Below are 24,176 nucleotides of genomic sequence, written 5' to 3'. Positions count from 1 at the left end.
TCGCGGCCTTGGTTCAGATAAGCGACGATTACGTCGCCAATTCTCTGCGGATTTAATCTCGATCAAGGCATCGCGATACATGACCCTTTAATATTCGCCTCGTCGATCTCCGGTTAACCGGAGCGATCAGATTTGCGGATAATGAGGGCTTTTTAAATGATGACCAAAGCCAGAACGTGGTTCTCGGCACTGTCGACAGTTTCATTGCTGTCGGTGGGTGTTGCGTTCCCGGTTCACCATGCCCAGGCGGAACAGCCGGGCCCGGTAGAAGCCATTGAGTTCGACCAAGCCAAGGCGGCACTTGGCAAACGTTTGTTTTTTGACCCGCGCCTGTCTGGCGACACCGAACTGTCCTGCGCCAGCTGCCACCAGCCGGAAAACGGCTTTACCGACGGGCAGGCCCTATCGGATGCCTATGCAGGCAGCCTGCATTTCCGCAACGTGCCGACGCTGATTAACAGCGCCAAGCGCGCCGCGTGGTTCCATGACGGGCGCATTGGCACCAACCTCAACGACGCGACCCGCGAAAGCATCACCGAGACATATTCGATGAACATGGATATGCGTTTGATGCAGGAACGCATCAAGCAAGATCCGGTTTATGTCGAGATGTTCGAAGCCGCCGGATTTGGCGAGCCGTCGAACGGCGGGGTCCGTAACGCCATCCCGGAATATCTGAAAACGCTGATTTCGCGCGGCGCGCCGTTCGATACAGGCGAGATGTCGGAAGAAGCCAAGGCGGGTTATGAGCTGTTCAATGCCAGCGGCTGCAATTCCTGCCACTCGGGCGAGCGGTTCACGGATGATCTGCCGCACAATATCGGCGTGGGCGACAACCCCGATATCTGGGCGACCCCGGAACGTCACATCACCTTTGTGACCATGATGAAGTTCCTCGGCGTCGAGAATTACATGAACCTGCGCGCCGACCCCGGTGCGTATATCCGCACTCACACCGCCGATACCTTCGGCACGTTCATGACCCCCACGCTGCGTGAGCTGACCTATACCGCGCCATATATGCATAACGGCTCGATTGCGACGCTCGAAGACGTGGTGGCCTTCTACAACGCCGGTGGCGGCGACGATGAAAACAAGGATCCGCGCATCAAGCCGCTGAACCTGAACGAGACCGAGCAAGCGCAGCTGGTGGCCTTCCTGAAGACATTGTCCGGCGACCCGCTGACCGGCCCCGACTTCGTCGCCGAGGATATCGATACGGACTATGCGCCGATCGAAAACTGGCAAGACGCGACAAACTGAGGAGTGGACCCATGAAAGACCTTAAGTCTTACCTTTCAGGTACAATCGCCACCGCTGCTCTGGTTGCCGCCCTTGGTTCGCAAGCCTTTGCAGAAACCAGCATGGAGATTGAGGCCGGTATCGGCGGGGCAGACCCCGACCCCGATGCGCCATTGGTGGCACTGGGTGAGCCGCCGATCCCGCTGGACAACCCGCAAACCGACGCCAAGATCGAACTGGGCAAGATGCTGTTCTTTGATGCCCGTCTTGGCGGGAATCCGTCGACGCCCTGTTCGGCCTGTCACATGCCAGATGTCGGCTGGGACGTCGAGGCACCGATCTCGTTCGGCTATCCGGGCACGACCCACTGGCGCAACAGCCAGACCATCGTGAACTCGGCCTATTACGGCAAGCTGTTCTGGGCAGGTTCCTCGAAAAGCCTTGAGAGCCAGGCCAAATCCGCCGCAGGCGGTGCGGTCGCCGGCAACGGCGAGGCCGACATGATGGAGGCCCGTCTGGCCTTTGTCCCCGAATATGTCGAACGCTTTAACGATGTCTTCGGCGATCAATGGCCGCGCATCAGCAACGCATGGCGCGCCATCGCAGCGTTTGAACGGACCATCGTTCAGACCGACACGCCCTTCGACAACTATCTGCGCGGGGATGATGCGGCGCTAACCGACGAACAGAAACGCGGGCTGGAACTGTTTACCGGCAAGGCGCAATGTTCCGAATGCCATAACGGTGCGTTGCTGTCGGATGAAAAATACTACAACACCGGTGTGCCCGCCTATGACGGTTGGCAGGACGATGGTCTGGCGCAAGTGACCTTCCGGTATGAGCTTTACGCCAAAGGCTCGACCGAAGAAATGTACCGCCACACCAAGGACGACCCCGGCTTCTATTTCCGTACCAAGGAAAAGGCCGACAAGGGGAAGTTCCGCACGCCAAGCCTGCGCTACACCCTTTATACCGAACCCTACATGCACAACGGCATGTTGGAGACGCTTGTGGATGTGGTCGAGTTCTACAACCAGGGCGGCGGCGAGAATGAGTTCTCGGCCAATAAATCTCCGCTGATCCAACCCCTTGGCCTGAATGATCAGGAAAAAGCGGATCTGGTGGCCTTCCTGAAATCCCTGTCCGGTGACGAGATTCTGGTCGAAGAACCTGATCTGCCGGATTACCAGCCGCTTCCCGCGGCAGCAGAGGAGTAAGCGTCATGAAAGATCATAACGCAACCGGATGCAGCTGTTCGGGCGAGGCCAAAAAGGCCTGCACCGTGAACCGCCGCCAGTTCCTGTTCGCCTCGGGTGCCACCACCTTTGCCGTGATGGTGACCATGCCCACCCGCCATGGCCAGGCGGAACAGGTGCCCGCTTTGGTATCGACCTATCCGCGCAAGCTGATCGGCAAACTGTCCGAACTGGAACAGGATGTGCCGGTCGAGTTCTACTACCCGGACGAGGGCGACTATTCGGACTCGATCCTTGTGAAAACCGGCGTGGAAAGCGGCGGCGGCATTGGTCCGCAAAAGGATGTTGTGGCCTTCAACCTCACCTGCACCCACCAGGGCGGGTCGATGTATGACAGCTACAAGCCTGAACATAAGGTGCTGGGCCCGTGCCCGTTGCACCTGTCCACCTATGACGTGACACGGCACGGCATCCTCGTCTCGGGGCAGGCCTACCAATCGTTGCCACAGGTCCTTTTGGAACTGGATGGTGACGATATCTACGCCGTTGGCATGTTCGGCCTGATCTACGGCCGTTACGACAACCTCATTGCATAAGGGAAGCGGAATCATGGCAACCCCGTATTACGTACCCGAAACCAACGTTCCGCTGCCGCCCAAAGGGGCCGAGGTCATCTCGACCGCCTGCGACTACTGCATCGTGGCTTGTGGTTACAAAGTCTATCGCTGGCCCGTGACGGCCAAACCCGGCGGCCCCACCGCGGACGAAAACGCGTTTGGCGAGGATTTCCCTGTTGCACCGCTGGGTGCCTGGGTCGCGCCGAACCAACACAATATCGTCCTGCACAAAGGTCAGCCGCACCACGTTGTGATCATCCCCGACAAGGACACGCAATACGTCAACACCGACGGCGACAGCTCTCTGCGGGGCGGGTGTATCGCGCAGAAATGCTACAACCCGCAGACGCCCACTCGTGACCGTCTGAAGACGCCGCTGATGCGAATCTATGGCACGCTGATGCCGGTTCCGTGGGATCTGGCGCTGGATGTTGCGGCTGAGGTGGGCAACCACGTGATCGCCAAGCACGGTACCAATGCCTATGGCGTAAAAACCTTCAGCTATCAGTATATCGAGAACACCTATGCGATCTCGAAATACGCGCTGCGCCATATCAACACCGCGAACTTTACCTTCCACGACACGCCGTCCGATGTCACCTCGACCCCCGGTTTCCGGGATGCGGGTTTCGACAATTTCGGCCCGTCGTATGAGGACTGGCGCGATGCGGAAACCCTTCTGGTCTGCGGCACCGACCCGTATGAGACCAAGACTATCCTCTATACCCAGTGGATGATGAAGGGGATGCAGAACGGTCAGAAAGAGATCTATCTGATCCCGCGCCGGTCTGCCGGTGTGGCCCATGCTGAAAAGATGGGTGGCCTGCATATCGACGTTCTGCCCGGCACCGACCTTCTGGTCGTCAACGCCATCGCCCGCGTCATCGTGGAAAATGGCTGGGAAGACAGCGACTGGATCAAGAAATGGGTCAACAACAAGTGGGAAAGCTCGTCGGGCTTCGGTCAGGGTACGCGCAACACGCCATGGCAGTGGCGTACGACCTGGGGCAAGTTCCAGACCCAAGGCTTCGAGGATTGGAAAGAGTGGCTGCTGTCGCAGGACGAATTCGCGCCTGAAACCGCTGCTGCTAAGGCCGAAATCGACGAGCAGAAAATCTATACTGCCGCCGAATGGCTGGCCAAACCCAAGGCGGATGGCACCCGGCCCAAAACCTCGGTCATGATCGAGAAAGGGTTCTACTGGTCGAACAACACCGGCAACACACAGGCGATCTCCGCGCTGGGCATCATCTGTGGCTGTGGCGGTCGTCCGGGTCAGGTAATTGGCCGGGCCGGTGGGCATCAGCGGGGCGGCGTGAAGGGCGGGAAATACCCGCGCAACAAATCGCCCGAGAAGCTGCCCGGTCGCCGTCGCCGCGCCATGGATACCGACCGGTATCTGATCGCAGGTCATACCCGTATGGCCCATGTGATCGGCACCACATGGATTCAGGCGATGTGTGGTTCGCAACAGTTGGCTGACAAGTTCGAGGAACTGACCGTCCGCAACCCGCATCAGATTGCGTCTTTCGACAAGCAAGAAATGATCGACACGCTGAAGGCCCGCGCCGACAGCGGTGGCATGGTGGTGATCAACCAGGACATCTATCTGCAGGATCCGATCGGCAACCGCTATGCCGACATCGTGTTCCCTGCAGCGACCTGGGGCGAAGAGGACTTTCTGCGCGCCAATGGCGAACGCCGCCTGCGCCTTTATCAGAAGTTCTATGATGCGCCCGGTGCGGCCAAGCCCGACTGGTGGATCATTGCGCAACTGGCACAGCGGATGGGCTTTGACGGGTTCGACTGGCAGAACTCGAACGAGGTTGCCGAAGAGGCCGTGCGCTTTACGCGCGGGTCGCGCAAGGACTTCCACGCGGTCTACCGTCTGGCCAAGAAAGAGGGCAAAGGTCTGCACCAGAAGGTCCGTGAGTTCGGCACCGATGGCGTGCAATGCCCGGTCATGCTGGATGCCGACGGTGTCACGCTGATTGAAACCAAGCGTCTGCATGACACAACCCGCACGCTGCCTGATACCGGTGCGGCTGGTGCGGATGTATTCAACAAGAAGCTGACGCACTTCAACAGCCAGACCGGCAAGTGCAACATCCAGAAATCGCCGTGGGGCCTGTTCTCGGATTACTGGGAATGGCTGAAACCCAACAAGGACGAAGGCGAGTTGTGGGCCACATCCGGTCGGATCAATGAACGCTGGCAGTCCGGTTTCGACGACCGCCGCCGCCCGTATATCGTGCAACGCTGGCCGGAGAACTGGATCGAGATTCACCCCGACGATGCGGCTGAGCGTGGCATCGAAAGCGGCGACTATGTGATGGTCTATTCGGAGCGCGTTCCGGGTAACAAGCACACGCTGCTCGGTGTGGAAGGCGACGACTTCCAGTTCTCGAAACTGATGGAGAACGGGCATATCGAACTGACCAAAGCGGCGATCACCGCCGTGGCCATGGTTACGCCCGCCATAAAGAAAAGCGTCGTTTACATGGACTTCCTGCACATGCAGCAGCCCGCCAACGCGCTTGAGGGCCGGATCGTCGACTGGATCAGCGGCAACTACAACTACAAGATGGGCGTTGCCAAGGTCCGCAAGCTGGGGCCGAGCCCCTACAAGACCTCGTTTCGCACGATGTCCTTCGCGCCGCGCGACATCGCCTGACGCTTTTCCGGGGGGCGGACGCCATGCCGCCCCTCGGGTCCGGTCCCGCTGCAGAAGGGACCACCTGGAAGGCAGGCTTCGGTTGGGAAACCTGTCTTCCACTTTACCCAACCCGTCCCAACGCAAAACATGGCAGACCTGATATGAACATGCATTCCGATACCGCCCTGCGTGACGAGGCCACCAGCCTGTTCTCCGACTACGCAAAATCCGATTATGACGTGATCCGCCTGCGCGCCATTCAGGCCCTGACCGCCATTGGGGCGGCCAACAGCCCGGCCTTGGTCGAGGCGCTGCTGGATGATGACGAAGACGTCCGTCAAGACGCAGCCCAAGCGCTGGGCGCGCTGGGCGTAACGGAGGCCGCGCCGCAACTGCTGGAAAACCTGATCCACGATCCCTGCGGTGAGGTGAAACTGGCCTGCGTCACCGCCTTAGCACAGCTGAACGCCAAGGACGCCACGCGGTACCTGCGCACCCTCGTCACTGGACGCGGCGAGGATATCACGTGGGACGAGGACGAGCTGCATCAGGATGAATGGGACGACTGGCTGGATACTCAGATCGCGGCGATCAAAGCGTTAGGTCGCATGGGCGATGCGGCTGCGATTGAACCCATTGTCATGGCCCTGATGGACGAAGACGGGCAAGAACTGGGGGATGTGGCCTGCGAAGCGCTGGGCCAGATCGGTACGCCGTCCGTGCCGACCTTGGGTGTGTTCGCTCAATCCTCGAACCGCCGTCTGCGTCACCGCGCTCTGCGCACGCTGGCCACCATCGGAGGACCCGAGGCCGAAGCCATTTTGCGCAAGGCTGTCACCGACAAGGACGGGGCCGTGCGTCTGATCGCCTATGAGGCGCTGATGCCAAGCGACCCCGCATTGGTCGAACAGGCGCTGACCGACGCAATCGAGGATATTCGTATCGCGGCGCTGAACCTCTCGGGCTTCTCGGAACCCGAACTGCTGGACCGCATGATGCGCGACCCCGGCGCCAAGGTGCAACTGGCGCTGATTGACCGGTTAGACCGCAGCCGGCCTATCGTTGATCAAGACGACCTGCGCTGGCAGGTGCTGGATTTCCTCGCAACCGGACAACAGCCCGAGGTCTCGGCGCAGGCGCTGGGCCTGCTGGCGGCGTTGGCCCCGCAACTGGTGGCAGATCGGCTGAACGCGCTGTTTTCGGTCGATGCCGATGACCTTAAGGCCGAGCGTCTGCAATGGGCGATCGTAGACGCGCTGGCGACCTCGCCCTTGCTCGAGGCGGCAGAGTGGTTGCAGCGCGCCTGCCGCTCGCCTTTTCGGTCGGTGCGGCTGAAAGCAGTTGCGTCAGTGGCGATGATTGTTACTGACACCCACCGCCCGCATGTGAACCAGCAGCAGGGCCGCGAATTGCTGCTGTCCTTCGCGCTCGTCCCGATGAGCGTGGTCGAAGACGCGCACGAGGAAGAGGCCCCGCAAACCGACATCGCCGCGCTGGAAGAGGCAGGGCTGGATGTATCCGACGGTGGTGAAAACGGCCCTACCTCCAGCCTCGGCGCGATCCTTGGCCATGACGCTATCGCGGCAGAGATGAAGAAAGAGGCCGAGGATGATGACCTGCACCCCTTGACTCCACGCGAGCAGGCATTGTTGGTCAAGGCCACCCGCCATCCCAAACGCCGCCGCGTGGCGTTGGATGACAATGCCGAAGCCTTGGAGCGTGAGACCCGCATTTCGGCCATCCGCCTGCTGGGCGACGTCACAGGTATGCAGATCATGCTGGCGCAGATCGCGCAGGACCCCGAGACCGAGATCGCTGCGCAGGCGCTGGCGGCACTGGGCTTGTCGGTCGCGCGCAACGGGTCCGAACTGAACCAGTCGCATTTGATCGAGCTGATCACACAGGGGCTTTCGCATACCGATGCCAATCTGTCCCTGCAGGCGCTGAACCTGCTGCAACAGGCTGACCTGCCACCGCAGGATGCGCTGCGGGGCAAATTGCGGGCTATGCTGAAAACCGGAGATACTGCCTTTCGTATCGACGCCATGCAGATTTTGACCCGCTGGGACGGGACGGCCGATGTGGCGCGCAGCTTGCTGGACGATGTCTCGGCCCCGGTACGGCAGGCGGCGATGCGGCTTTTGTCTGAAACGGCCCCGGATCAGGCAGGTGCGGCCATCGTACCCTTCCTTCTGGCCAATCCTGAGCAACGGATCGTGACCTATGTCAATGACAGCACCCCTGCCTTGGTGTCCATTGGGCGCGAATTGTTGGCCGGATTGCGCGACGAGAACCGCCGCGCCCAGTGGCCGGTGTTGATCAGCGCTTTGGCCGACCTGTTGGGAGACCCCTACCGGGCGGTCTGAAACCGGAGGGATAGATGGCGATTTCGCTGAAACTAGGCGCGGCGATTCTAACGGGGGCAATGGCTTTCGGTAGTGTCGCACTGGCCGAGGAGATCCCCAAAGTTGCCGTAGTTCATCAGGTCATCGACCTGAACGCCGACACTCCGGCGCATGCATTTCGGTTCGAACCCAAATTCCTGCAGGTTCCCGCTGGAGCGACTGTGCGTTTCAAAGGCTCGACCGGGCGGCACACGGTCACTGCCATTCCTCGAATGATACCCGTGGGCGCGCGCGTCTTCGAGATTCGGGGCAAACCCGAACTGGATCTGACTTTCGAGAAAGAGGGAGTCTACGGCATCCGCTGCCGCGTTCATGGGCGTCATGGAATGGTCATGCTGCTGGTAGTTGGTGATCCAAGCTCGAATCTCGAAGAAGCCAAGGCCTACCTACCTAAACTTGGAGAGGCCGAGCGGGTCGGTTTCGAAGAGCTCTTTGCGTATATGGAGGCCCAAAATGGCTGATGGATGTGCCTGCGACCACCATGCTCATATGTACCTGACCGTAGATGACGCCCTAAGGCGCGGTTTGTCCGTGGCCAACCCCATCACGGATATCGAGACACTGCCGCTGGTGCAGGCCATTGGCCGGATATTGGCCGAGGATTGCGCTAGCAATGTAGACATGCCCGCCTTCGATAACTCGGCCATGGACGGCTATGCCGTTCGCAGCGCCGATCTGGGCGAGGGGCCTGTGTTCGAACTGCTAGTTGGCGGGCGCATAGCCGCCGGTGATAGCGGCGCACACGATGCGCCGGATGGCAGTGCCTTGCGTATATTCACAGGAGCGCCGGTGCCGTCCGAGTTCGATGCGGTATTAATGCAGGAAGACTGTGAGTTACAGTCCGATCGCATCCGGTTCAACCGCCGTCCAAAATCCGGTCAGCATATCCGTCGCGCGGGCGAGGATTTGAAAGCTGGTGCCCCGATCCTGCGGCGCGGGTGTGAAATTACTGCGCGTGAGGCCGCCGCATTGGCCTCGGCTGGTTATGGCGAGGTGAAGGTTTATCGCAAGCTCAAGGTCACGATCTTCTCGACCGGTAGCGAGCTTCGCCAGCCGGGTGAAGCGCTTGGCCCCGGACAGATCTACAACTCGAACCGCTACATGCTTTTGGCTTTGCTGGATAAACCCTGGATCGAACTAGCCGACCGAGGCCCGGTCGAAGATGATCCGGTGCTGTTGAAGCAGGTCTTGAGGGAGGCCTGTAATAGCTCGGACCTGATCATCACCACGGGCGGTGTTTCGGTCGGGGACGAAGACCACATGCCGCGCCTGTTCAGTGAAATCGGTGGCGAAACCGAGGTGATGAAAGTGGCGATGAAACCTGGTAAGCCGATCATGTTCGGTTGTCAGGGTGATGCGCTTTATGTGGGCCTGCCGGGAAATCCGGTTTCGGCCTTTGTGACGTGGCAGATCATTGGTGCGCGGATGATGGAACGCCGTGCCGGTCTGCATCGGAACGAACGCACCCCCGAGCAGGCGGTTTTGGCAGAACCTCTTCAACGCCGCGCGGGGCGGCGTGAGTACCGCCCGGTAAGCATCGACGGATGTACACCGAATGGCGCACCGCGTTTGCGCCTGATGGCCGAGTCTTACAGCGGGCGCGTTGCCCTTCTTGCACAGGCCGATGGTCTGGTAATTATTCCGGCAGAAACTGAGAAGCTGCCAGCCGGAGAAGCTCTGGAGTTCCTTCGATTCTAGATTGATCCCGATGCGCTTGAGGTATCAAATTCTTTGGTCAACGAGCGCCCTTTGCTGTCGATGGCGCGCGGCTGTAGGCCTTTGGTGCCGACCTATGTCGGGACCTTCGGGGATCGCCGAATGCTCTGTCGCGAATGTGCGCGCGACGGGCAGCTAGGTGACGTCCTTGAACATGTAAGTGGTCGGCTCCAGCCGATCCTCAAACGGGTTTCGGCAATAATTCGGGATCTCTCCGGCAATCTGAAAACCCATCGACTGATACAGCAAGCGTGAAGGATCGCTGCTACGGGTGTCCAGCACCAGCATCGTGCGTTTCAATTCCCGAGCTCGCTCATGCAGTGCCTCCATCAGCGACCGACCCAAACCGCGACGGCGAGCCTGCGGATGAACCAGCAGCTTTGCCACATCCGCGCGATGTGGCTGGTTTGGCATTGCGGCGGGGATCAGTTGCACCGTGCCCAGAATGCGTCCGTCACCATATGCGACAAACAGATCGAGTGTCTCCGCGCGGAGTTCGGGCTGCACCCTGTCCCGCCAATAGGCGCGGGCATCGTCCCGCGAAAAAGGAAGGATGAACCCGATACTGGCACCGGTATGGACACAGCGGTGCAGGATATCGGTCAGATCCTCAAGCGCTTCGTCGAAATATTCCTGTGGCAATCGCGTAATCATATCAGCACCAACAGATAGCGCGCACCGCGTTTGGGTCCGGTTTCGAACTGCGTTGGCCCCGACAGGTGATAGCGAAGGCAGTCGCCGCCGCTGAGCGCATGGGCAATCCCGTCCACTGTCAACGTTAGCCCTCCATCAAGTAGGATCAGGTGGTGCTCCTGTCCCGGCTTGGGCGGAGTATCGTAGGTGATGACAGTACCTGGGGGCAAATGACCTTCCATTACTTCCCCACTGAGGCCAGTCGCCGGTGGTGAAACCGAACGGCGGGTAAACCCGCTTTCTGGGTCATGCCATTCAGGCTGCTTCTCGAAAGGTACTTTGGGATCGAAACTGTCTTCGACCATCATCAGCAGGCGTGACATGGGCAGGCCGTATGCCGCGCATAAACGGCCAAGCGTTTCAGCGGTAGGGCTGACATCACCGTTTTCCATTCGCGACAGTGTCGCCCGGCTGATCCCACTTTGGTCTGCCAGCTGCTCAAGCGACCAGCCATGACCCTGGCGCAGCTCGTTCAGACGCTTAGCGAGGCGGTTTGATAGTGTGTCGAGCATGGCTCACATATGGGAATCAGTTACGAATATGGGATTATTGCCTTGCTTTACATCAAACACAATAGAAAAAGGGCGCAGAAATCTGCGCCCTTTTGCTGCTCGGGTATCGGACTGGATTACTTCCAGCCAACTTCGTTATAGATTTTCTGTGCCTCGGGGATGTTTTTGGCGGCCTCTGAGAGGTTCACCTCATCTGCTTTGAATTCCCCCAGAGCGGCCACGTTCTCAGCCAGCGCGACGCCTTCGACAGCGGGGTATTCATCGTTTCCGTTCGAGAAGTAGACCTGCGCCTGATCGCTTGCGAGATACTCAAGGAACTTAATCGCGTTTTCTTTGTTCGGCGCGTTTGCTGCAACACCCGCACCCGACAGGTTCATATGTGCACCTTCGGCGTCCTGTGCCGGGAACTGTACGCCGATCATCTCGATATCCGCGCTTAGACCCTTGACGTCTTTGCGCATAGCGCGGGCCATATAATATGTGTTGGCAACCGCAATCTCGCACTCGCCTGACACGATGCCGCGCAGCTGGTCTGTGTCACCGCCCTGAGGTTCGCGTGCCATGTTGGCGGCGACACCTTCAGCCCATTTCCTGGCTTCTTCCGCGCCGTGATTTGCAATGATCGATGACAATAGCGTCTGGTTATAGATATTGCCGGACGAGCGAATGCAGATCTGCCCTTTATACTCCGGTTTTGCCAGATCCAGATAGGTTGCGGGTGGGTTGGCGACATCAGCCTTGTCAAAGAAGATGATCCGTGCGCGCTGAGAAAAGCCGTACCACTGATTGTCTTCGTCCTGAAGGTTTGCCGGAATACGCTCCTCTAATATTGCGCTCTCGACCGGCTGCAGGATGCCTTCGCTCTTGGCGCGGGCCAGGCGCGAGCTGTCGACCGTCAGCAGGACATCAGCGGGCGAATTCGCGCCTTCTGCTTTCATCCGTGCGATCAGTTCGTCGGCCTTGCCTTCGATGCGGTTGATGGTGATGCCGGTGGCCTCTTCGAAGTCGGAATACAGGCGTTCGTCGGTGTCGTAGTGGCGCGAGGAATACAGGTTCAGCTCGCCCTCGGCTGCGGCAGAGGTGGCGATCAGGGCCGTCAGGGTGGCGGCAAAGCAGGTAGAGGATTTCAGCATCATTTGTCCCAACATTGAAAATCGTGACGGGAATTAACCCGACTGATTTGGTCAATTAAACGATTCTCGGTGGGATGCAAGGAAATCCGACAAAATTAGTTGGTCAAAACGTCGCTGAACTTACCTTGCCGGACGGCCCCTTCAGGATTGACGCCGCCTACTTTGTTTTCTTTCGGGTTGCGGTGGGACGGGTGACGGTGCCGGCTCGGGGTCCGGATCGTCGCTGAGCACCGGTTCTTTGGTCAGCATCGCCTGTGTTACTGCTTCCATGTATTTCTGCAGCATAACCGGCGGATCGGCTGGGGCCATTTTGATTGATAGCCTGCTTGCGCCTTCCTGATTATAGGCATAGCGCGAGGAATAACTTGCGTTGACCTGCGCCGCCACGGGTCCCCAGCCACCTTTGACCGATGCGCTGCCTGATTTCTCGGTCTGTTTGGTCATCGAGATCGCCATCTTTACCTCGATCTCGGCCTCTTGCACCGCATAGAACGCGGGCAGGAAACCCATCGACACGAGGCTGAATTCCTTTGGGGGACCATCGGGGTTGGATAGGTCGGGAAGCTGGATCTTCTGATCCGCCATGTATTTGGCGATATCAGTCGAATGTCTATCCAATTCAGTTTGCGACTCTGCCACGGAAATCGCCAGTTTCTGAACCATTTCCGCGAAAGGGACGTTTAGCAGTTCCTGCCCGATACTCATTTCCAATCTCCTTTGTGAATTCAGTCTCTATCAATAATCTTCGTTGCGGACCGTCTTTTGACCGAGAACGAGACCTTCGCTGCGTTCTGGCTGACCGCCTGTTTCTTCGCGTTTGTAGCGAACTGGGCTTTGTCGCCATCCCGACCAAGCCCAACAAAGGCTTCGACCTGGACATTGTCGATGGTGAAATCGTCGCTGCCGTCGGATCCTGCAAGGATCTGTTCGCCCAGGGCCTGCGAAAAAACCTGCGCATCCACGATCTGCGTATCTTTGTCTTCAACCTCTATTCCGCTCTGGCCTCCGGCCATTGGGTTCACCACCGGAGAACCCGAGCCCATCAGCATGCCACCGCCTCCTTTTTCCAGATCGTCGATCTGGTCTTGCAGGTCTTGGATCGTCTCCAGCAACACGACCTCGCGCGCCTCCAACGCGGTCAGGCGGTTTTCCAATGACTGAAGCAGTGTGGTGAAGGCCTCGGGCAGTTCGGTGATGCGCACATCTATAGGATGTTTTTTGGGGGTCTTGTCCTTTTTAGTCGCCATCGACCCCTCCACCGGAACCACCTTCATCCACCGGTCCCGGCGCGAACCGCATCCGCATGGTCGACGCGCTGCTGGCATCGAGCGTATCTGTCTGCGTCAGTTTTGGCCCACACAGAAACGCGCCAATGATCCCGCGTTTGCCTTCTTCTGTGGTACTGGTCATCTCCATGACGACCTTCAATTCTACATCGACATCCTGCATGTGGTAAAAGACTGGCGGAATGCCCATCTCGCGCAGTTCCTGAGGATAGTTCTTCAGCGCGTTCAACTGATCGAGGCTAAGCTGTTCGGCGGCTTGGGCCACGCTTCGGCCTATATCGGCCACCATCTCGGTCAGGGTTGTTCCTAATAGCGTATCCAGATCATCGTTGGCCAACCCGACCTCCCGTCATAAAAAACAGGGAAAGCGTAGCACGAGACCGTCTCATAACAATACTAAATCTCAGAACCGGACTTTCGGAGCGATTTCCGGCACTTCCGCCGACATGAAAGGGCGTTAGAAGCAGGGCATAAAAAAACCGCGCTCGAAAGCGCGGTTTTTCTAATTAGGTTCGTGCAGCCCTTAGCCCTGGCGAGCTTTGAACTTGCGCTGCGTCTTGTTGATCACGTAGACGCGGCCTTTGCGACGCACAACCCGGCAATCACGATGCCGGTTCTTGAGCGAGCGGAGCGAGTTCTTGACCTTCATGGGTCTGTCTCCAATCTGCGGCGCCTTCATCAAAGACGTGGCCAGCGCCTGGGTTAATCGGGTGCCCCGGAAAGACCAGAGCAATGAATTCATGGTGGGCGGTACAAGGATCGAACTTGTGACCCCTTCGATGTCAACGAAGTGCTCTACCGCTGAGCTAACCGCCCATGAAACCGTTGCGTGACCTGCCCCATAACGAAATGGGGCGCGGAACCCCGCGCCGGTAGCGGGGTCTATAAAAGGAGTCGTTGGGGGGATCAAGGGGTTTGGCAGAACTATTTTACGGTCTATGTTGAGTGCGAACAACGGAGAGCCCATGCCCGACGCCGCCACCAATGCAGCCTATATTCTGGATATGCCCGCAACGCGTACGTCCTGCGTGGTATTTGCCTCGCCCCATAGCGGTCGGACCTATCCCGAGTCTTTGTTGAAGCGGTCTGTTTTGAACCGCAATATGATTCGGTCCTCTGAGGATGCGTATGTCGATCAGCTTTTTTCCTCAGTCGCTGAATTCGGTGCACCGCTGCTCGCCGCGGCCATGCCGCGCGCCTATCTGGACCTGAATCGTAATTCTGATGAATTGGATCCCGCATTGATACAGGGTGCGCGTCGTCACGGACACAATCCGCGGGTTACCTCGGGCCTCGGGGTGATTCCCCGCGTGGTCGCCAACGGCAGGGCGATCTACAGCGGCAAGCTGACTATGGATGAGGCGCGCCTGCGGATCGATACCTATTGGCGTCCATACCATACGCGTCTGAAATCTCTGCTGGCGGAATCGCATCAGATGTTTGGGCAGGCCATTCTGATCGATTGCCACTCGATGCCGCACGAGGCGGTGGCGCTGGCCGGCGGCTCGCGCCGGGCCCGACCGGAAATCGTTTTGGGCGATCGGTTCGGTGCGGCCGCTTCCGGTGTGATCGTTGATCAGATCGAGGCCGCTTTTTCCGACGCGGGTCTGAATGTGGCGCGCAACACGCCTTTTGCTGGGGCCTACGTCACCCAGACCTATGGTCGACCTGCCCGCCATCAGCATGCGGTTCAAATCGAGATCGATCGGTCACTTTATATGAACGAGGAAACGATCCAGCCGAACGGCAACTTTGAGGCGTTGCGGGATGTGTTGCGGCAGGTCACCGCGCGGATCACCAGTATCGGGTCCGATCCAATGTCACTTGCCGCCGAATAGACCTAGCGCAGCGCACGACCTTTTACGATTGCATCACTGCCGAAACGGCGCCGGATTTCGTCCGTCGCACGTTCGGCCTGTGATCGGCGTTCTGCACCGGGATCCAGAAGGTCGCCCGAGATATCGGCCTGATCCTCTGAGCACAGGTCAGACAGGCCACATCCCAAAAGGCGATAGGGACCCTGATCGCCAACCTGATCAAATAGCCCACGAGCAGTGCGATAAATCCGATCCGCTATCTGAGTCGCATCGCGTAGCGATATCCGCCGGGTGATGATCTTGTGGTTGGCCTGTTTCAGCTTCAGCGTCACCACCCGCCCAGCCAATCCCTTGGCTTTGGCCCGGTCGGCTACCTTTTCAGACATACGCCACAGATGCCCGTCCAGAATTTCAAGACTAGCGGTATCCTCGAAAAAAGTGGTCTCATTACTGATCGACTTCATCGGCTCATGGGCCGATACGCGCCGTTTGTCCTGCCCTCGCGCCAGATGCCACAGACGGTAGCCCATTGATCCGAACCGCGCTGTCAGCGCCTCCTGATCCCAGCGCAGAAGATCAGCAAATGTGCGAATCCCTGCGCGATCCAGAGATTCCTGCGCCGCCGGACCAATTCCCCAGATTAATCGCACCGGCCGGTCATGCAGGAAATCAGCCGTCTCGGCCTGGCCGATCACTGAAAAACCCCGAGGCTTGTCGAGATCCGAGGCCACCTTGGCCAGAAACTTGTTATGGCTCAAGCCAATCGATCCTGTCAGGCCCAGCTCATTTTTCATCCTCTTGACCAGACGCGCAAGCATGACCGCTGGCGGTGCACCATGCAGCCGCTCGGTGCCGGATAGGTCCATGAACGCCTCATCCAGCGACAGTGGTTCAACATCAGGTGTCAACTCGTCCATCATGGTGCGTATCTCGCGCGAGACGCTGGCATAGAGCGACATACGCGGTTTGATCACCACCGCTTCGGGGCATAGTTGAAGCGCCTTGAACATTGGCATGGCTGAACGTACCCCGCGAACGCGGGCCACGTAACATGCAGTTGATACCACCCCGCGCTTGCCGCCGCCAATGATCACAGGCTTGTCGGCAAGTTCGGGATTGTCGCGCTTTTCGACCGAAGCATAAAAAGCATCGCAATCCATATGCGCGATCGTCAGGTCAAACAGCTCTGGGTGCGATTTGACCCTCGGGCTGCTGCAAGTTGGGCAGCGCGGCCCTTGCTTAATTTCCTTCAGGCAGTCGCGACAGATGGCGGGCATGATGTAGTTTCTTTCCGGCCAGCGGCGGATTGATCAAGACATTCGATAGGTTAATAAGTATCGCGAATGGATAAGGATAAAAAGAGGACCGATGGACTTCGCCGGGGCAAAAATAGCGTTGTTTCTGGGGCGCAAGCTGCTGGTCATTCTAAGAGATGATCGATCTGATATCCCGTTTCCAGGTCATCTCGATTTTCCAGGCGGCGGGAAAAAGTCAGGCGAAACACCGATCGAATGCGCGTTGCGTGAAACAGATGAAGAGGTTGGGCTGCGCCTGTGCGCAACCGATCTTGTCTGGTCACGGCAATATGGTCAAAGCTGGTTCTACGTCGCCCTGCGCCCGCCGGAAGATGTTGGTCTGATCCGTTTTGGGGACGAAGGGCAGGGGTGGAGGCTGAATTGTCCGCGGAATTTTCTGTCGAATCCGTTGGCCATTCCAAATTTTGCAGATCGCCTTCGGGATTATTTGTCGGAAACGGCGCAGCTTTGAACGGGACTTCGAAAGAAAACCCCCCGCGCCTGCGGGGGGAGGTAACGAGCCTCAGGAAGAGATGGCCCGTTGGGGAGTGTCTTGTGTGTAGAATCGCCGAAAATGGCGTTTTTCGATAGCCACAAGCCGAACGCCATAAAACTCATGTTTTTCATGTGTGTTTTCGGGCACAGGGACGATTTGGCGCGGCGGCGCGAAAAATTGACCTAACGTCAATTGCTTGAGCACCGTTCCTTCCGCAATTTTTGGCTTTTCGCCTAATGGTGAGTCAATGAATTTAACTCGCTCAAAACTGCTTGTGCGGCGGCTTTGGGGTCATCCGCCTGATAAATCGGGCGGCCCACGACGATATGATCGGCCCCATCGCCGATTGCACTGGCCGGGGTTGCGACCCGCTTTTGGTCGCCCAAAGCTGCACCAGCAGGGCGTACCCCAGGGGTTACAATCAAACGACCTTCGGATTGGGGCAGGGCGCGGATTAGCGCGGCTTCCTGAGGACTGGCGATGACGCCATCAGCTCCGGCCTCGAAAGCCTTGGCCGCGCGTTCTACAACGAGGTCCTGTACGTCACCCGCTTTCAGAAGGCTTGCATCCAGATCGTCCCTGTTCAGTGATGTCAGGACTGTTACCGCCAGAATTTTCATGTCCTTGCCTGCAGCGCCCTCCTTTGCGGCGCGTACGACATGCGGATCACCATGCACCGTCAAGAAGTCCAGATCGAACTGAGCCAACCCACGCACTGCATTTTCTACAGTGTTGCCGATATCGAACAGCTTCATGTCCAAGAAAATGCGCTTTCCGTGATCCTGTTTCAACTCGTTGGCCAATGCCAGACCGCCGCCAGTCAACATACCCAGCCCGATCTTATAGAACGAAACCGAGTCGCCCAGCCGCTCGGCCATGGCTAGACCCTGCAGGGCGTTTGGGACGTCGAGGGCTACGATAAGGCGGTCATCGGACATGGGGCGCTCCTTTTTGGCAAACGTTTGCGTCCTAACGGGTTCAGGGCGATCTGTCCATGTGTGAAGCCCGAGGTGACGCAGTTCACTCACTATTTTGCGCAATGTGCTAAAGTGCCGACGTTCAGAACAGGGATAGAAATGATGAAAAAGGTAATAGTACTTGGCGTGGCACTGATGTTGGCCGCATGCGAAGACGCGCCTCAAAGCGATCCGCCCGAAACCGGTGTCGCGCCGGCTCCAACCAATGACAATCTTCTGTTAGTGCGTGGGTACCGATCGGAAGACGACTGGTGTCAATTGACCGGGGAAACAGCCTATACCGGCAACTTCCTCGATCATACGGCTGATCTGGTTTCATGCCCCACAGGCAGCAGTGCCGAGCAGTCTTTGGTCGAAATGTATAACGCTGAATTGATGGGAGAAACTGGCGGTTATTCCGTCTACTCGATTCCGCGCGGATGACGCCGATTTATATGCTCTAGCCCCTTGAATGGGAAAAGACATTTCCCAAATTGAATGTGAGGCCCAGACCGACGCGTGCCGCCAAGCGGGCGCATCAATACGGGGCGCTTAAGAAAAGGAGAATGCTATGGACTTGAACAAGTTCACCGAGCGGGCACGGGGTTTCGTGCAAGCCGCGCAGACCATTGCGCTGCGCGAGGGGCACCAAAGGCTGGAGCCCACACATATCTTGAAAGCATTGATGGACGACGATCAGGGGCTGGCCAGCAACCTGATCACACGCGCTGGCGGCGCACCGAACCGCGTGGTTGAGGCGTTGGACGCGGCCATGGGCAAAATCCCGAAGGTCAGCGGCGACGCGAGCCAGATCTATATGGACGGCCAGACCGCCAAGGTTTTGGACGAGGCAGAGAAGCTCGCCACCAAGGCGGGCGACAGCTTTGTGCCGGTTGAACGCGTTCTGATGGCGCTGTGTATGGTGAAATCCAAAGCCAAAGAGGCTTTGGAGGCCGGTGCTGTATCGGCCCAGAAACTGAACGAAGCGATCAACGATATCCGCAAGGGCCGCACTGCTGACACCGCATCGGCGGAAGAAGGCTACGACGCGCTTAAGAAATATGCGCGCGACCTGACCGAGGCTGCAGCCGAAGGCAAGATTGACCCGATCATCGGGCGGGATGAGGAAATCCGCCGTTCGATGCAGGTTTTGTCGCGCCGCACCAAGAACAATCCGGTACTGATTGGTGAACCCGGCGTCGGTAAGACCGCGATTGCCGAGGGCATGGCCCTGCGCATAGTCAATGGTGATGTGCCGGAATCATTGAAGGACAAGAAGCTTCTCGCGCTCGACATGGGTGCGCTGATCGCCGGTGCTAAATATCGCGGTGAGTTCGAAGAACGACTGAAGGCTGTTCTGACCGAAGTGACCGAAGCCGCCGGTGAGATCATACTGTTCATCGACGAGATGCACACGCTGGTAGGTGCAGGTAAATCCGACGGTGCGATGGATGCGGCCAACCTGATCAAGCCTGCGCTTGCCCGGGGTGAGTTGCATTGTATCGGCGCGACGACGCTGGATGAGTACCGCAAATACGTCGAGAAAGACGCAGCCCTCGCCCGCCGGTTCCAGCCGGTGATGGTCACTGAGCCGACAGTTGAGGACACGATCAGCATCCTGCGCGGTATCAAGGAAAAGTACGAGCTGCACCACGGTGTGCGCATCTCAGACTCGGCGCTCGTGTCGGCGGCGACCTTGTCGCATCGCTACATCACTGACCGCTTCCTGCCTGACAAAGCCATCGACCTTGTCGATGAAGCGGCGTCGCGTTTGCGGATGGAGGTGGATTCCAAGCCCGAGGAACTCGATCAGCTGGATCGTCAGATCCTGCAAATGCAGATCGAGGAAGAGGCGCTGAAGCTGGAAGATGACGCGGCCTCCAAGGATCGTCTGGAAACCTTGCAAAAGGATTTGGCCGACCTGCAGGAGCAATCCGCCGAGATGACCGCCCAATGGCAGGCCGAACGCGATAAGCTGGCCGGTGCGCGCGATCTGAAAGAACAGCTCGACAAAGCGCGGGCTGATCTGGAAATCGCGAAGCGCGAAGGGAACCTCGCCAAAGCGGGTGAGCTGTCCTACGGTGTCATTCCTGAGCTTGAGAAAAAGCTGACCGAGGCTGAAAACGCCGAAAGCAACGCTATGATGGCCGAGGAAACGGTGCGCCCAGAACAGATTGCGTCGGTGGTCGAACGCTGGACCGGTATCCCGACCTCGAAAATGCTGGAAGGCGAACGTGAGAAACTGCTGCGGATGGAAGACGATCTGCATTCCCGCGTGATCGGTCAGGATGCGGCTGTGACGGCCGTGGCCAATGCCGTGCGTCGCGCGCGTGCTGGTCTGAACGACGAAGGGCGCCCGCTGGGCTCGTTCCTGTTCCTCGGGCCGACCGGTGTGGGTAAGACCGAGCTGACCAAGGCCGTGGCGAACTTCCTGTTCGACGACGACAACGCGATGGTGCGCATCGACATGTCCGAGTTCATGGAGAAACACGCGGTCGCCCGTCTGATCGGTGCCCCTCCGGGCTATGTCGGCTATGACGAAGGTGGTGTGCTGACCGAAGCCGTGCGGCGCAGACCCTATCAGGTCGTGCTGTTTGACGAGGTCGAAAAGGCACACCCGGATGTGTTCAACGTGCTGCTGCAGGTCCTGGACGATGGCGTCCTGACCGATGGTCAGGGTCGTACCGTCGACTTCAAGCAGACGCTGATCATCCTGACGTCGAACCTTGGCTCTCAGGCGCTCAGCCAGTTGCCCGAAGGAGCGGACAGCGCGCAGGCGCGGCGCGACGTGATGGATGCGGTCCGGGCGCATTTCCGGCCCGAGTTCCTGAACCGTCTGGACGAAACCATCATCTTTGACCGCCTCAAGCGGGCCGATATGGATGGCATCGTCGATATCCAGATGGCACGTCTGCAGAAACGTCTGGCTGCCCGCAAGATCGAGCTGGCACTGGACGATGGCGCGAAGGAATGGCTGGCCAATGAAGGCTATGATCCGGTCTTCGGTGCCCGCCCATTGAAACGCGTGATCCAACGCGCCCTGCAGAACCCGTTGGCCGAAGCACTGCTGGCCGGTGAGATAAAGGATGGTGAGACCGTTCCGGTGACCGCCGGAACCGATGGTTTGATCATCGGCGACCGGCTGGGCACGTCCGAGCGTCCGCGCCCGGATGATGCAGTCGTGCATTAAGTCTCAGGTAATGAAGAGACCCGCCATCCAGGCGGGTCTTTTTTTGGTGGCTTGTATTGCGACTATGAGCGTTCAGACCTGCCCGGTCAGATCCTGCGCCAGCATCATTGCATTGCCGTCCGGGTCGTAAAATGTGGCGGTGCTGACCATCCCCTCGATCGTCTCGGTTTCGCCGTCAAACCGAACGCCGGACCCTTCCAGAGCACCGCGTGCGCTTGCGATATCAGCAACACCAAAGACCGGAACGGAGTTTCCGGGCGCTGGTTCTGACTGCTCGCCCAAACCAAGGGTCACGCCTTCGGTTTTGGTGAGCATCTCGCTCCAACCCGCCTCATCAATATGATGGATCAACTCAAACCCGAGCTTGTCATTATACCAGCGCGCACTGGCGTGGCGATCTTTGACCGAAATGGCAAGAGTGATGGTGTTTTCTAAGGAAACGAGGGCCATGGAACTTTCCTTTTGTCCTAAAATAAAGTAACTATACTTTATGGACATTAAGGCACTTGTCAAGCTCACCTCTCGGGCCTGGTCGCTGAACATTCTTGCGCAGCTACACCAGGGGGTTCCGGGCAGGCAGGCCCCGTTGCTCGCCGCGACGGGGGCAAGCCGGACGGCGTTTGCGGCAAGTCTGGAGCATCTGGCAAGCCTTGGCTTGCTTGAACGGAATCCGGGCCACGGCCACCCTTTAAGACCTGAGTTCCGTTTGACCAAAGCCGGGGTTCAGGCGGCGGCAGTAGCGGCAGAAATCATGGCCTTGGTGCCGGATGATACTGAATTGAAGCTACTGCGCCGCAGCTGGACGGTTCCTATTCTGGCGCTGACCCGCCAACCGCGGCGCTTTTCAAGGCTCAGGTCGGATCTTCAGGTGATCACTGATCGCGCATTGTCATCCTCGCTCAAGCAATTAGAGGAGCAGGACTGGGTGCGACGCGATATCGAAACTTCGGCCCGGCTGCCTTTTCCGACCTATCAGGCGGTCAATCTTGGGTGCGAAATAAACCGTGTTGTCGGCTTGAACATCGGGTGACCGTTATCCTCGCGCCCAAGCGTACCTAATTTTCGTTACAATCTGTTCGCTCAATCGTGACGCCTGTTTCCTTGGCTCTGTGCTATCAGACCTTACCTCAGTTTCGAGGTTAATGGATAACGGAGAACCAAATGGCGCATCGCTGGACCAACAAACTGACGCATGCGGACGTCACCCCAAGGGCGGCGTTTCTGAACCGGCGACAGGTCATGGCCGGTTTGGCGGGTGTCGGGCTGGCGGGTCTGGCGCGGCCAGCGGCGGCCGAGGCGCTTGAACCGAATACATGGGAAGAGATTACTTCCTACAACAATTATTATGAGTTCGGGACACGCAAGGATGATCCGGCGAAATATGCACACACACTGGTAACCAAGCCCTGGAGTGTAACCATCGACGGTCTGGTCGACCGCCCTGGTGACTATGATTTCAAAGACATCATGTCTGAAATGACGGTCGAGGAGCGAATCTATCGGTTCCGCTGTGTCGAGGCCTGGTCAATGGTGATACCTTGGAACGGGTTTGAACTGGCAGATCTACTCGGCATGGCAGGCGTTCAGGACGGCGCGAAATACGTGGCGTTTGAGACCGCCTATCGTCCCGATGAGATGCCGGGTGTCGCATATCCGGTGCTCGACTGGCCGTATCGCGAAGGGCTGCGTTTGGATGAGGCGATGCATCCGCTGACCATTATGGCTACTGGGATCTATGGCAGGGACATCCCGAACCAGAACGGCGCGCCTTTGCGATTGGTGGTACCGTGGAAATACGGCTTCAAATCGATCAAATCGATCGTGCGGATTACCTTGACGGATACCCAGCCTCCGACAAGTTGGAACATGGCAGGTCCTAGGGAATATGGGTTCTACAGCAATGTGAACCCCAATGTGGATCACCCCCGCTGGTCGCAGGCTTCGGAACGTCAAATCGGCGGAGGTCTGTTTGCCAAGCGAATCCCGACGCTGATGTTCAACGGATATGAAAATGAGGTCGCCAGCCTTTACGAAGGCATGGATCTGGCGAAGAACTACTGAGATGATGCGGCGGCTCAACGACCTCTTGCGGCGGCTTCCCAATTGGGCCGTTTATCTGCTGGGCGCGCTGCCTGCGCCCTGGTTGTTTTATCAGGGCATGACCGGTGGTCTCGGGGTCGAGCCGATCGAGGCGCTCGAGCATGAGTTTGGCGAACTGGCGCTGCAGCTTCTGATTTTGGGTCTCGCGATTTCGCCCTTGCGTCGCTTCGCTGGCCTAAATCTGATGAAGTTCCGCCGCGCGATAGGTGTACTGACATTTTCCTATGTCGCATTGCACCTGTTGATCTGGCTGGTTCTGGATGTTCAGATTCCCACCCAAATCTGGGCGGACATTATCAAGCGGCCCTATATCACGGTGGGCATGGCTGCTTTTGTATTGTTACTGCCGCTTGCAATCACGTCTAACAACTGGGCGGTTCGCCGTTTGGGGCCTCGTTGGCGCAAATTGCATCGTCTGGTCTATCCAGCAGCAATTCTGGGCGCGCTTCATTATGTGATGCTGGCGAAGGGGTTTCAGATCGAGCCATTGGTCTACCTGGCTATTATTCTGGGCCTTCTGGTCATGCGCCTGCCGGTCACATCATTCCTGATCCGGTTTAGGCAAGCCGATTCAGCCTGACTCGCAGGCGAGTCTGTGGGTAACAGTGTGAATAACATATCCATGGCGCTGATTTGCGATGGTCTGTGTCCGCGACTTCCGGGTTGAATGGCTGGATACTCTTCGTAACCATTTGTTTTAGTAAGATAAAATACTGTTTTTGCGTTTTTTTGTGTTTTTTTGATTTTTCCACTTGCGGCTTCTGGGCGATATACTTAGAACGCCCTTCACCGGCGCTGCTGAGGTGCTGGGACGCGGTGGAAGCTGCGGAGACGCTCGGGAGAGACTGGGGGCATCTGAGGTTTTT

General features: G+C 58.2%; 24 protein-coding genes and 1 tRNA gene. 14 read left to right on the top strand and 11 right to left on the bottom strand.

Annotated elements, in window-relative coordinates:
* Positions 1–159 precede the first annotated feature (159 nt).
* The 7 genes from ACR0L9_RS16895 to ACR0L9_RS16865 all read left to right on the top strand — a co-directional run bounded on the left by ACR0L9_RS16895 (position 160) and on the right by ACR0L9_RS16865 (position 9,814).
* The gene (locus ACR0L9_RS16895) at positions 160–1,263 is read left to right on the top strand and encodes a cytochrome c peroxidase (protein ID WP_170398482.1); all 1,104 of its coding nucleotides are present in this window, start codon (positions 160–162) and stop codon (positions 1,261–1,263) included.
* A gap of 11 nt (positions 1,264–1,274) precedes the next feature.
* The gene (locus ACR0L9_RS16890) at positions 1,275–2,459 is read left to right on the top strand and encodes a cytochrome c peroxidase (RefSeq protein ID WP_170625463.1); all 1,185 of its coding nucleotides are present in this window, start codon (positions 1,275–1,277) and stop codon (positions 2,457–2,459) included.
* 5 nt (positions 2,460–2,464) lie between these two features.
* Positions 2,465–3,034 carry an arsenate reductase (azurin) small subunit gene (locus ACR0L9_RS16885; protein ID WP_170425700.1) on the top strand — a complete coding sequence of 190 codons (570 nt, stop codon included), beginning with the start codon at positions 2,465–2,467 and terminating at the stop codon, positions 3,032–3,034.
* Positions 3,035–3,047: 13 nt separating this feature from the next.
* Complete coding sequence (locus tag ACR0L9_RS16880) at positions 3,048–5,729, top strand: arsenate reductase (azurin) large subunit (protein WP_480896200.1); 2,682 nt, start codon at positions 3,048–3,050, stop codon at positions 5,727–5,729.
* 143 nt (positions 5,730–5,872) lie between these two features.
* The gene (locus tag ACR0L9_RS16875) at positions 5,873–8,077 is read left to right on the top strand and encodes a HEAT repeat domain-containing protein (RefSeq protein ID WP_480896198.1); all 2,205 of its coding nucleotides are present in this window, start codon (positions 5,873–5,875) and stop codon (positions 8,075–8,077) included.
* A gap of 14 nt (positions 8,078–8,091) precedes the next feature.
* Positions 8,092–8,577 carry a plastocyanin/azurin family copper-binding protein gene (locus ACR0L9_RS16870; RefSeq protein ID WP_170513830.1) on the top strand — a complete coding sequence of 162 codons (486 nt, stop codon included), beginning with the start codon at positions 8,092–8,094 and terminating at the stop codon, positions 8,575–8,577.
* Positions 8,570–9,814 (top strand): molybdopterin molybdotransferase MoeA, encoded by a 1,245-nt coding sequence (locus tag ACR0L9_RS16865; protein ID WP_480896197.1) that lies wholly within the window; start codon positions 8,570–8,572, stop codon positions 9,812–9,814. Before ACR0L9_RS16870 ends, ACR0L9_RS16865 begins: the two co-directional genes overlap by 8 nt.
* 153 nt (positions 9,815–9,967) lie before the next feature.
* Here ACR0L9_RS16865 and ACR0L9_RS16860 read toward each other — a convergent pair whose 3' ends face one another.
* The 8 genes from ACR0L9_RS16860 to ACR0L9_RS16825 form a co-directional block, all read right to left on the bottom strand.
* Positions 9,968–10,486 (bottom strand): GNAT family N-acetyltransferase, encoded by a 519-nt coding sequence (locus tag ACR0L9_RS16860; RefSeq protein ID WP_170425708.1) that lies wholly within the window; start codon positions 10,484–10,486, stop codon positions 9,968–9,970.
* Complete coding sequence (locus tag ACR0L9_RS16855) at positions 10,483–11,037, bottom strand: helix-turn-helix domain-containing protein (protein ID WP_170513838.1); 555 nt, start codon at positions 11,035–11,037, stop codon at positions 10,483–10,485. Before ACR0L9_RS16855 ends, ACR0L9_RS16860 begins: the two co-directional genes overlap by 4 nt.
* Before the next feature lie 116 nt (positions 11,038–11,153).
* Positions 11,154–12,170, bottom strand: a complete 1,017-nt coding sequence (locus tag ACR0L9_RS16850; protein WP_170398498.1) for a Fe(3+) ABC transporter substrate-binding protein — start codon at positions 12,168–12,170, stop codon at positions 11,154–11,156.
* A gap of 141 nt (positions 12,171–12,311) precedes the next feature.
* Positions 12,312–12,875, bottom strand: a complete 564-nt coding sequence (locus tag ACR0L9_RS16845; RefSeq protein ID WP_480896195.1) for a hypothetical protein — start codon at positions 12,873–12,875, stop codon at positions 12,312–12,314.
* Positions 12,876–12,895: 20 nt separating this feature from the next.
* A complete protein-coding gene (locus tag ACR0L9_RS16840; RefSeq protein ID WP_480896193.1) occupies positions 12,896–13,417 on the bottom strand; it encodes a hypothetical protein in 522 nt (173 codons plus the stop codon).
* Positions 13,407–13,793: a hypothetical protein gene (locus ACR0L9_RS16835; protein WP_170398504.1), complete on the bottom strand. Its 387-nt coding sequence runs from the start codon at positions 13,791–13,793 to the stop codon at positions 13,407–13,409. Before ACR0L9_RS16835 ends, ACR0L9_RS16840 begins: the two co-directional genes overlap by 11 nt.
* Before the next feature lie 186 nt (positions 13,794–13,979).
* Entirely contained in the window at positions 13,980–14,105 is a 126-nt protein-coding gene (ykgO, locus tag ACR0L9_RS16830; protein ID WP_005648635.1) for a type B 50S ribosomal protein L36, read from the bottom strand.
* Positions 14,106–14,197: 92 nt separating this feature from the next.
* Positions 14,198–14,272, bottom strand: a tRNA-Val gene (locus ACR0L9_RS16825).
* A gap of 149 nt (positions 14,273–14,421) precedes the next feature.
* On the opposite strand from ACR0L9_RS16825, the gene ACR0L9_RS16820 reads away from it, so the two are divergent.
* Positions 14,422–15,294 (top strand): N-formylglutamate amidohydrolase, encoded by an 873-nt coding sequence (locus ACR0L9_RS16820; protein WP_480896192.1) that lies wholly within the window; start codon positions 14,422–14,424, stop codon positions 15,292–15,294.
* Positions 15,295–15,296: 2 nt separating this feature from the next.
* Here ACR0L9_RS16820 and ACR0L9_RS16815 read toward each other — a convergent pair whose 3' ends face one another.
* Positions 15,297–16,550, bottom strand: a complete 1,254-nt coding sequence (locus ACR0L9_RS16815; RefSeq protein WP_480896190.1) for a DNA polymerase IV — start codon at positions 16,548–16,550, stop codon at positions 15,297–15,299.
* 91 nt (positions 16,551–16,641) lie between these two features.
* On the opposite strand from ACR0L9_RS16815, the gene ACR0L9_RS16810 reads away from it, so the two are divergent.
* Positions 16,642–17,040, top strand: coding sequence for an NUDIX domain-containing protein (locus ACR0L9_RS16810; protein WP_480896189.1), 399 nt, complete (start codon positions 16,642–16,644; stop codon positions 17,038–17,040).
* A gap of 257 nt (positions 17,041–17,297) precedes the next feature.
* Here ACR0L9_RS16810 and pyrF read toward each other — a convergent pair whose 3' ends face one another.
* Positions 17,298–18,002 carry an orotidine-5'-phosphate decarboxylase gene (pyrF, locus tag ACR0L9_RS16805; RefSeq protein WP_170514647.1) on the bottom strand — a complete coding sequence of 235 codons (705 nt, stop codon included), beginning with the start codon at positions 18,000–18,002 and terminating at the stop codon, positions 17,298–17,300.
* 141 nt (positions 18,003–18,143) lie between these two features.
* Here pyrF and ACR0L9_RS16800 point away from each other — a divergent pair, with 141 nt between their 5' ends.
* Together ACR0L9_RS16800 and clpB are read left to right on the top strand one after the other, a co-directional pair.
* Positions 18,144–18,464: a hypothetical protein gene (locus ACR0L9_RS16800; RefSeq protein ID WP_170636920.1), complete on the top strand. Its 321-nt coding sequence runs from the start codon at positions 18,144–18,146 to the stop codon at positions 18,462–18,464.
* A gap of 127 nt (positions 18,465–18,591) precedes the next feature.
* Positions 18,592–21,210, top strand: coding sequence for an ATP-dependent chaperone ClpB (clpB, locus tag ACR0L9_RS16795; RefSeq protein ID WP_170566798.1), 2,619 nt, complete (start codon positions 18,592–18,594; stop codon positions 21,208–21,210).
* Between the two features lie 72 nt (positions 21,211–21,282).
* Here the strand turns inward: clpB and ACR0L9_RS16790 are convergent, their stop codons facing one another.
* Positions 21,283–21,660, bottom strand: coding sequence for a VOC family protein (locus tag ACR0L9_RS16790; RefSeq protein WP_480896187.1), 378 nt, complete (start codon positions 21,658–21,660; stop codon positions 21,283–21,285).
* Positions 21,661–21,700: 40 nt separating this feature from the next.
* Between ACR0L9_RS16790 and ACR0L9_RS16785 the strand changes: the two genes are divergently transcribed.
* The 3 genes from ACR0L9_RS16785 to msrQ all read left to right on the top strand — a co-directional run bounded on the left by ACR0L9_RS16785 (position 21,701) and on the right by msrQ (position 23,890).
* On the top strand, positions 21,701–22,240 hold the full coding sequence (locus tag ACR0L9_RS16785) for a winged helix-turn-helix transcriptional regulator (RefSeq protein ID WP_480754663.1): 540 nt from the start codon (positions 21,701–21,703) through the stop codon (positions 22,238–22,240).
* A 131-nt stretch (positions 22,241–22,371) separates the two neighbouring features.
* On the top strand, positions 22,372–23,271 hold the full coding sequence (msrP, locus tag ACR0L9_RS16780) for a protein-methionine-sulfoxide reductase catalytic subunit MsrP (protein ID WP_480896185.1): 900 nt from the start codon (positions 22,372–22,374) through the stop codon (positions 23,269–23,271).
* Positions 23,272–23,275: 4 nt separating this feature from the next.
* Complete coding sequence (gene msrQ / locus ACR0L9_RS16775) at positions 23,276–23,890, top strand: protein-methionine-sulfoxide reductase heme-binding subunit MsrQ (protein ID WP_480896183.1); 615 nt, start codon at positions 23,276–23,278, stop codon at positions 23,888–23,890.
* Positions 23,891–24,176: the final 286 nt, after the last annotated feature.

This window comes from Ruegeria sp. I3, from assembly GCF_056532525.1.
This window is presented reverse-complemented; position numbering and strand designations above follow the sequence as displayed.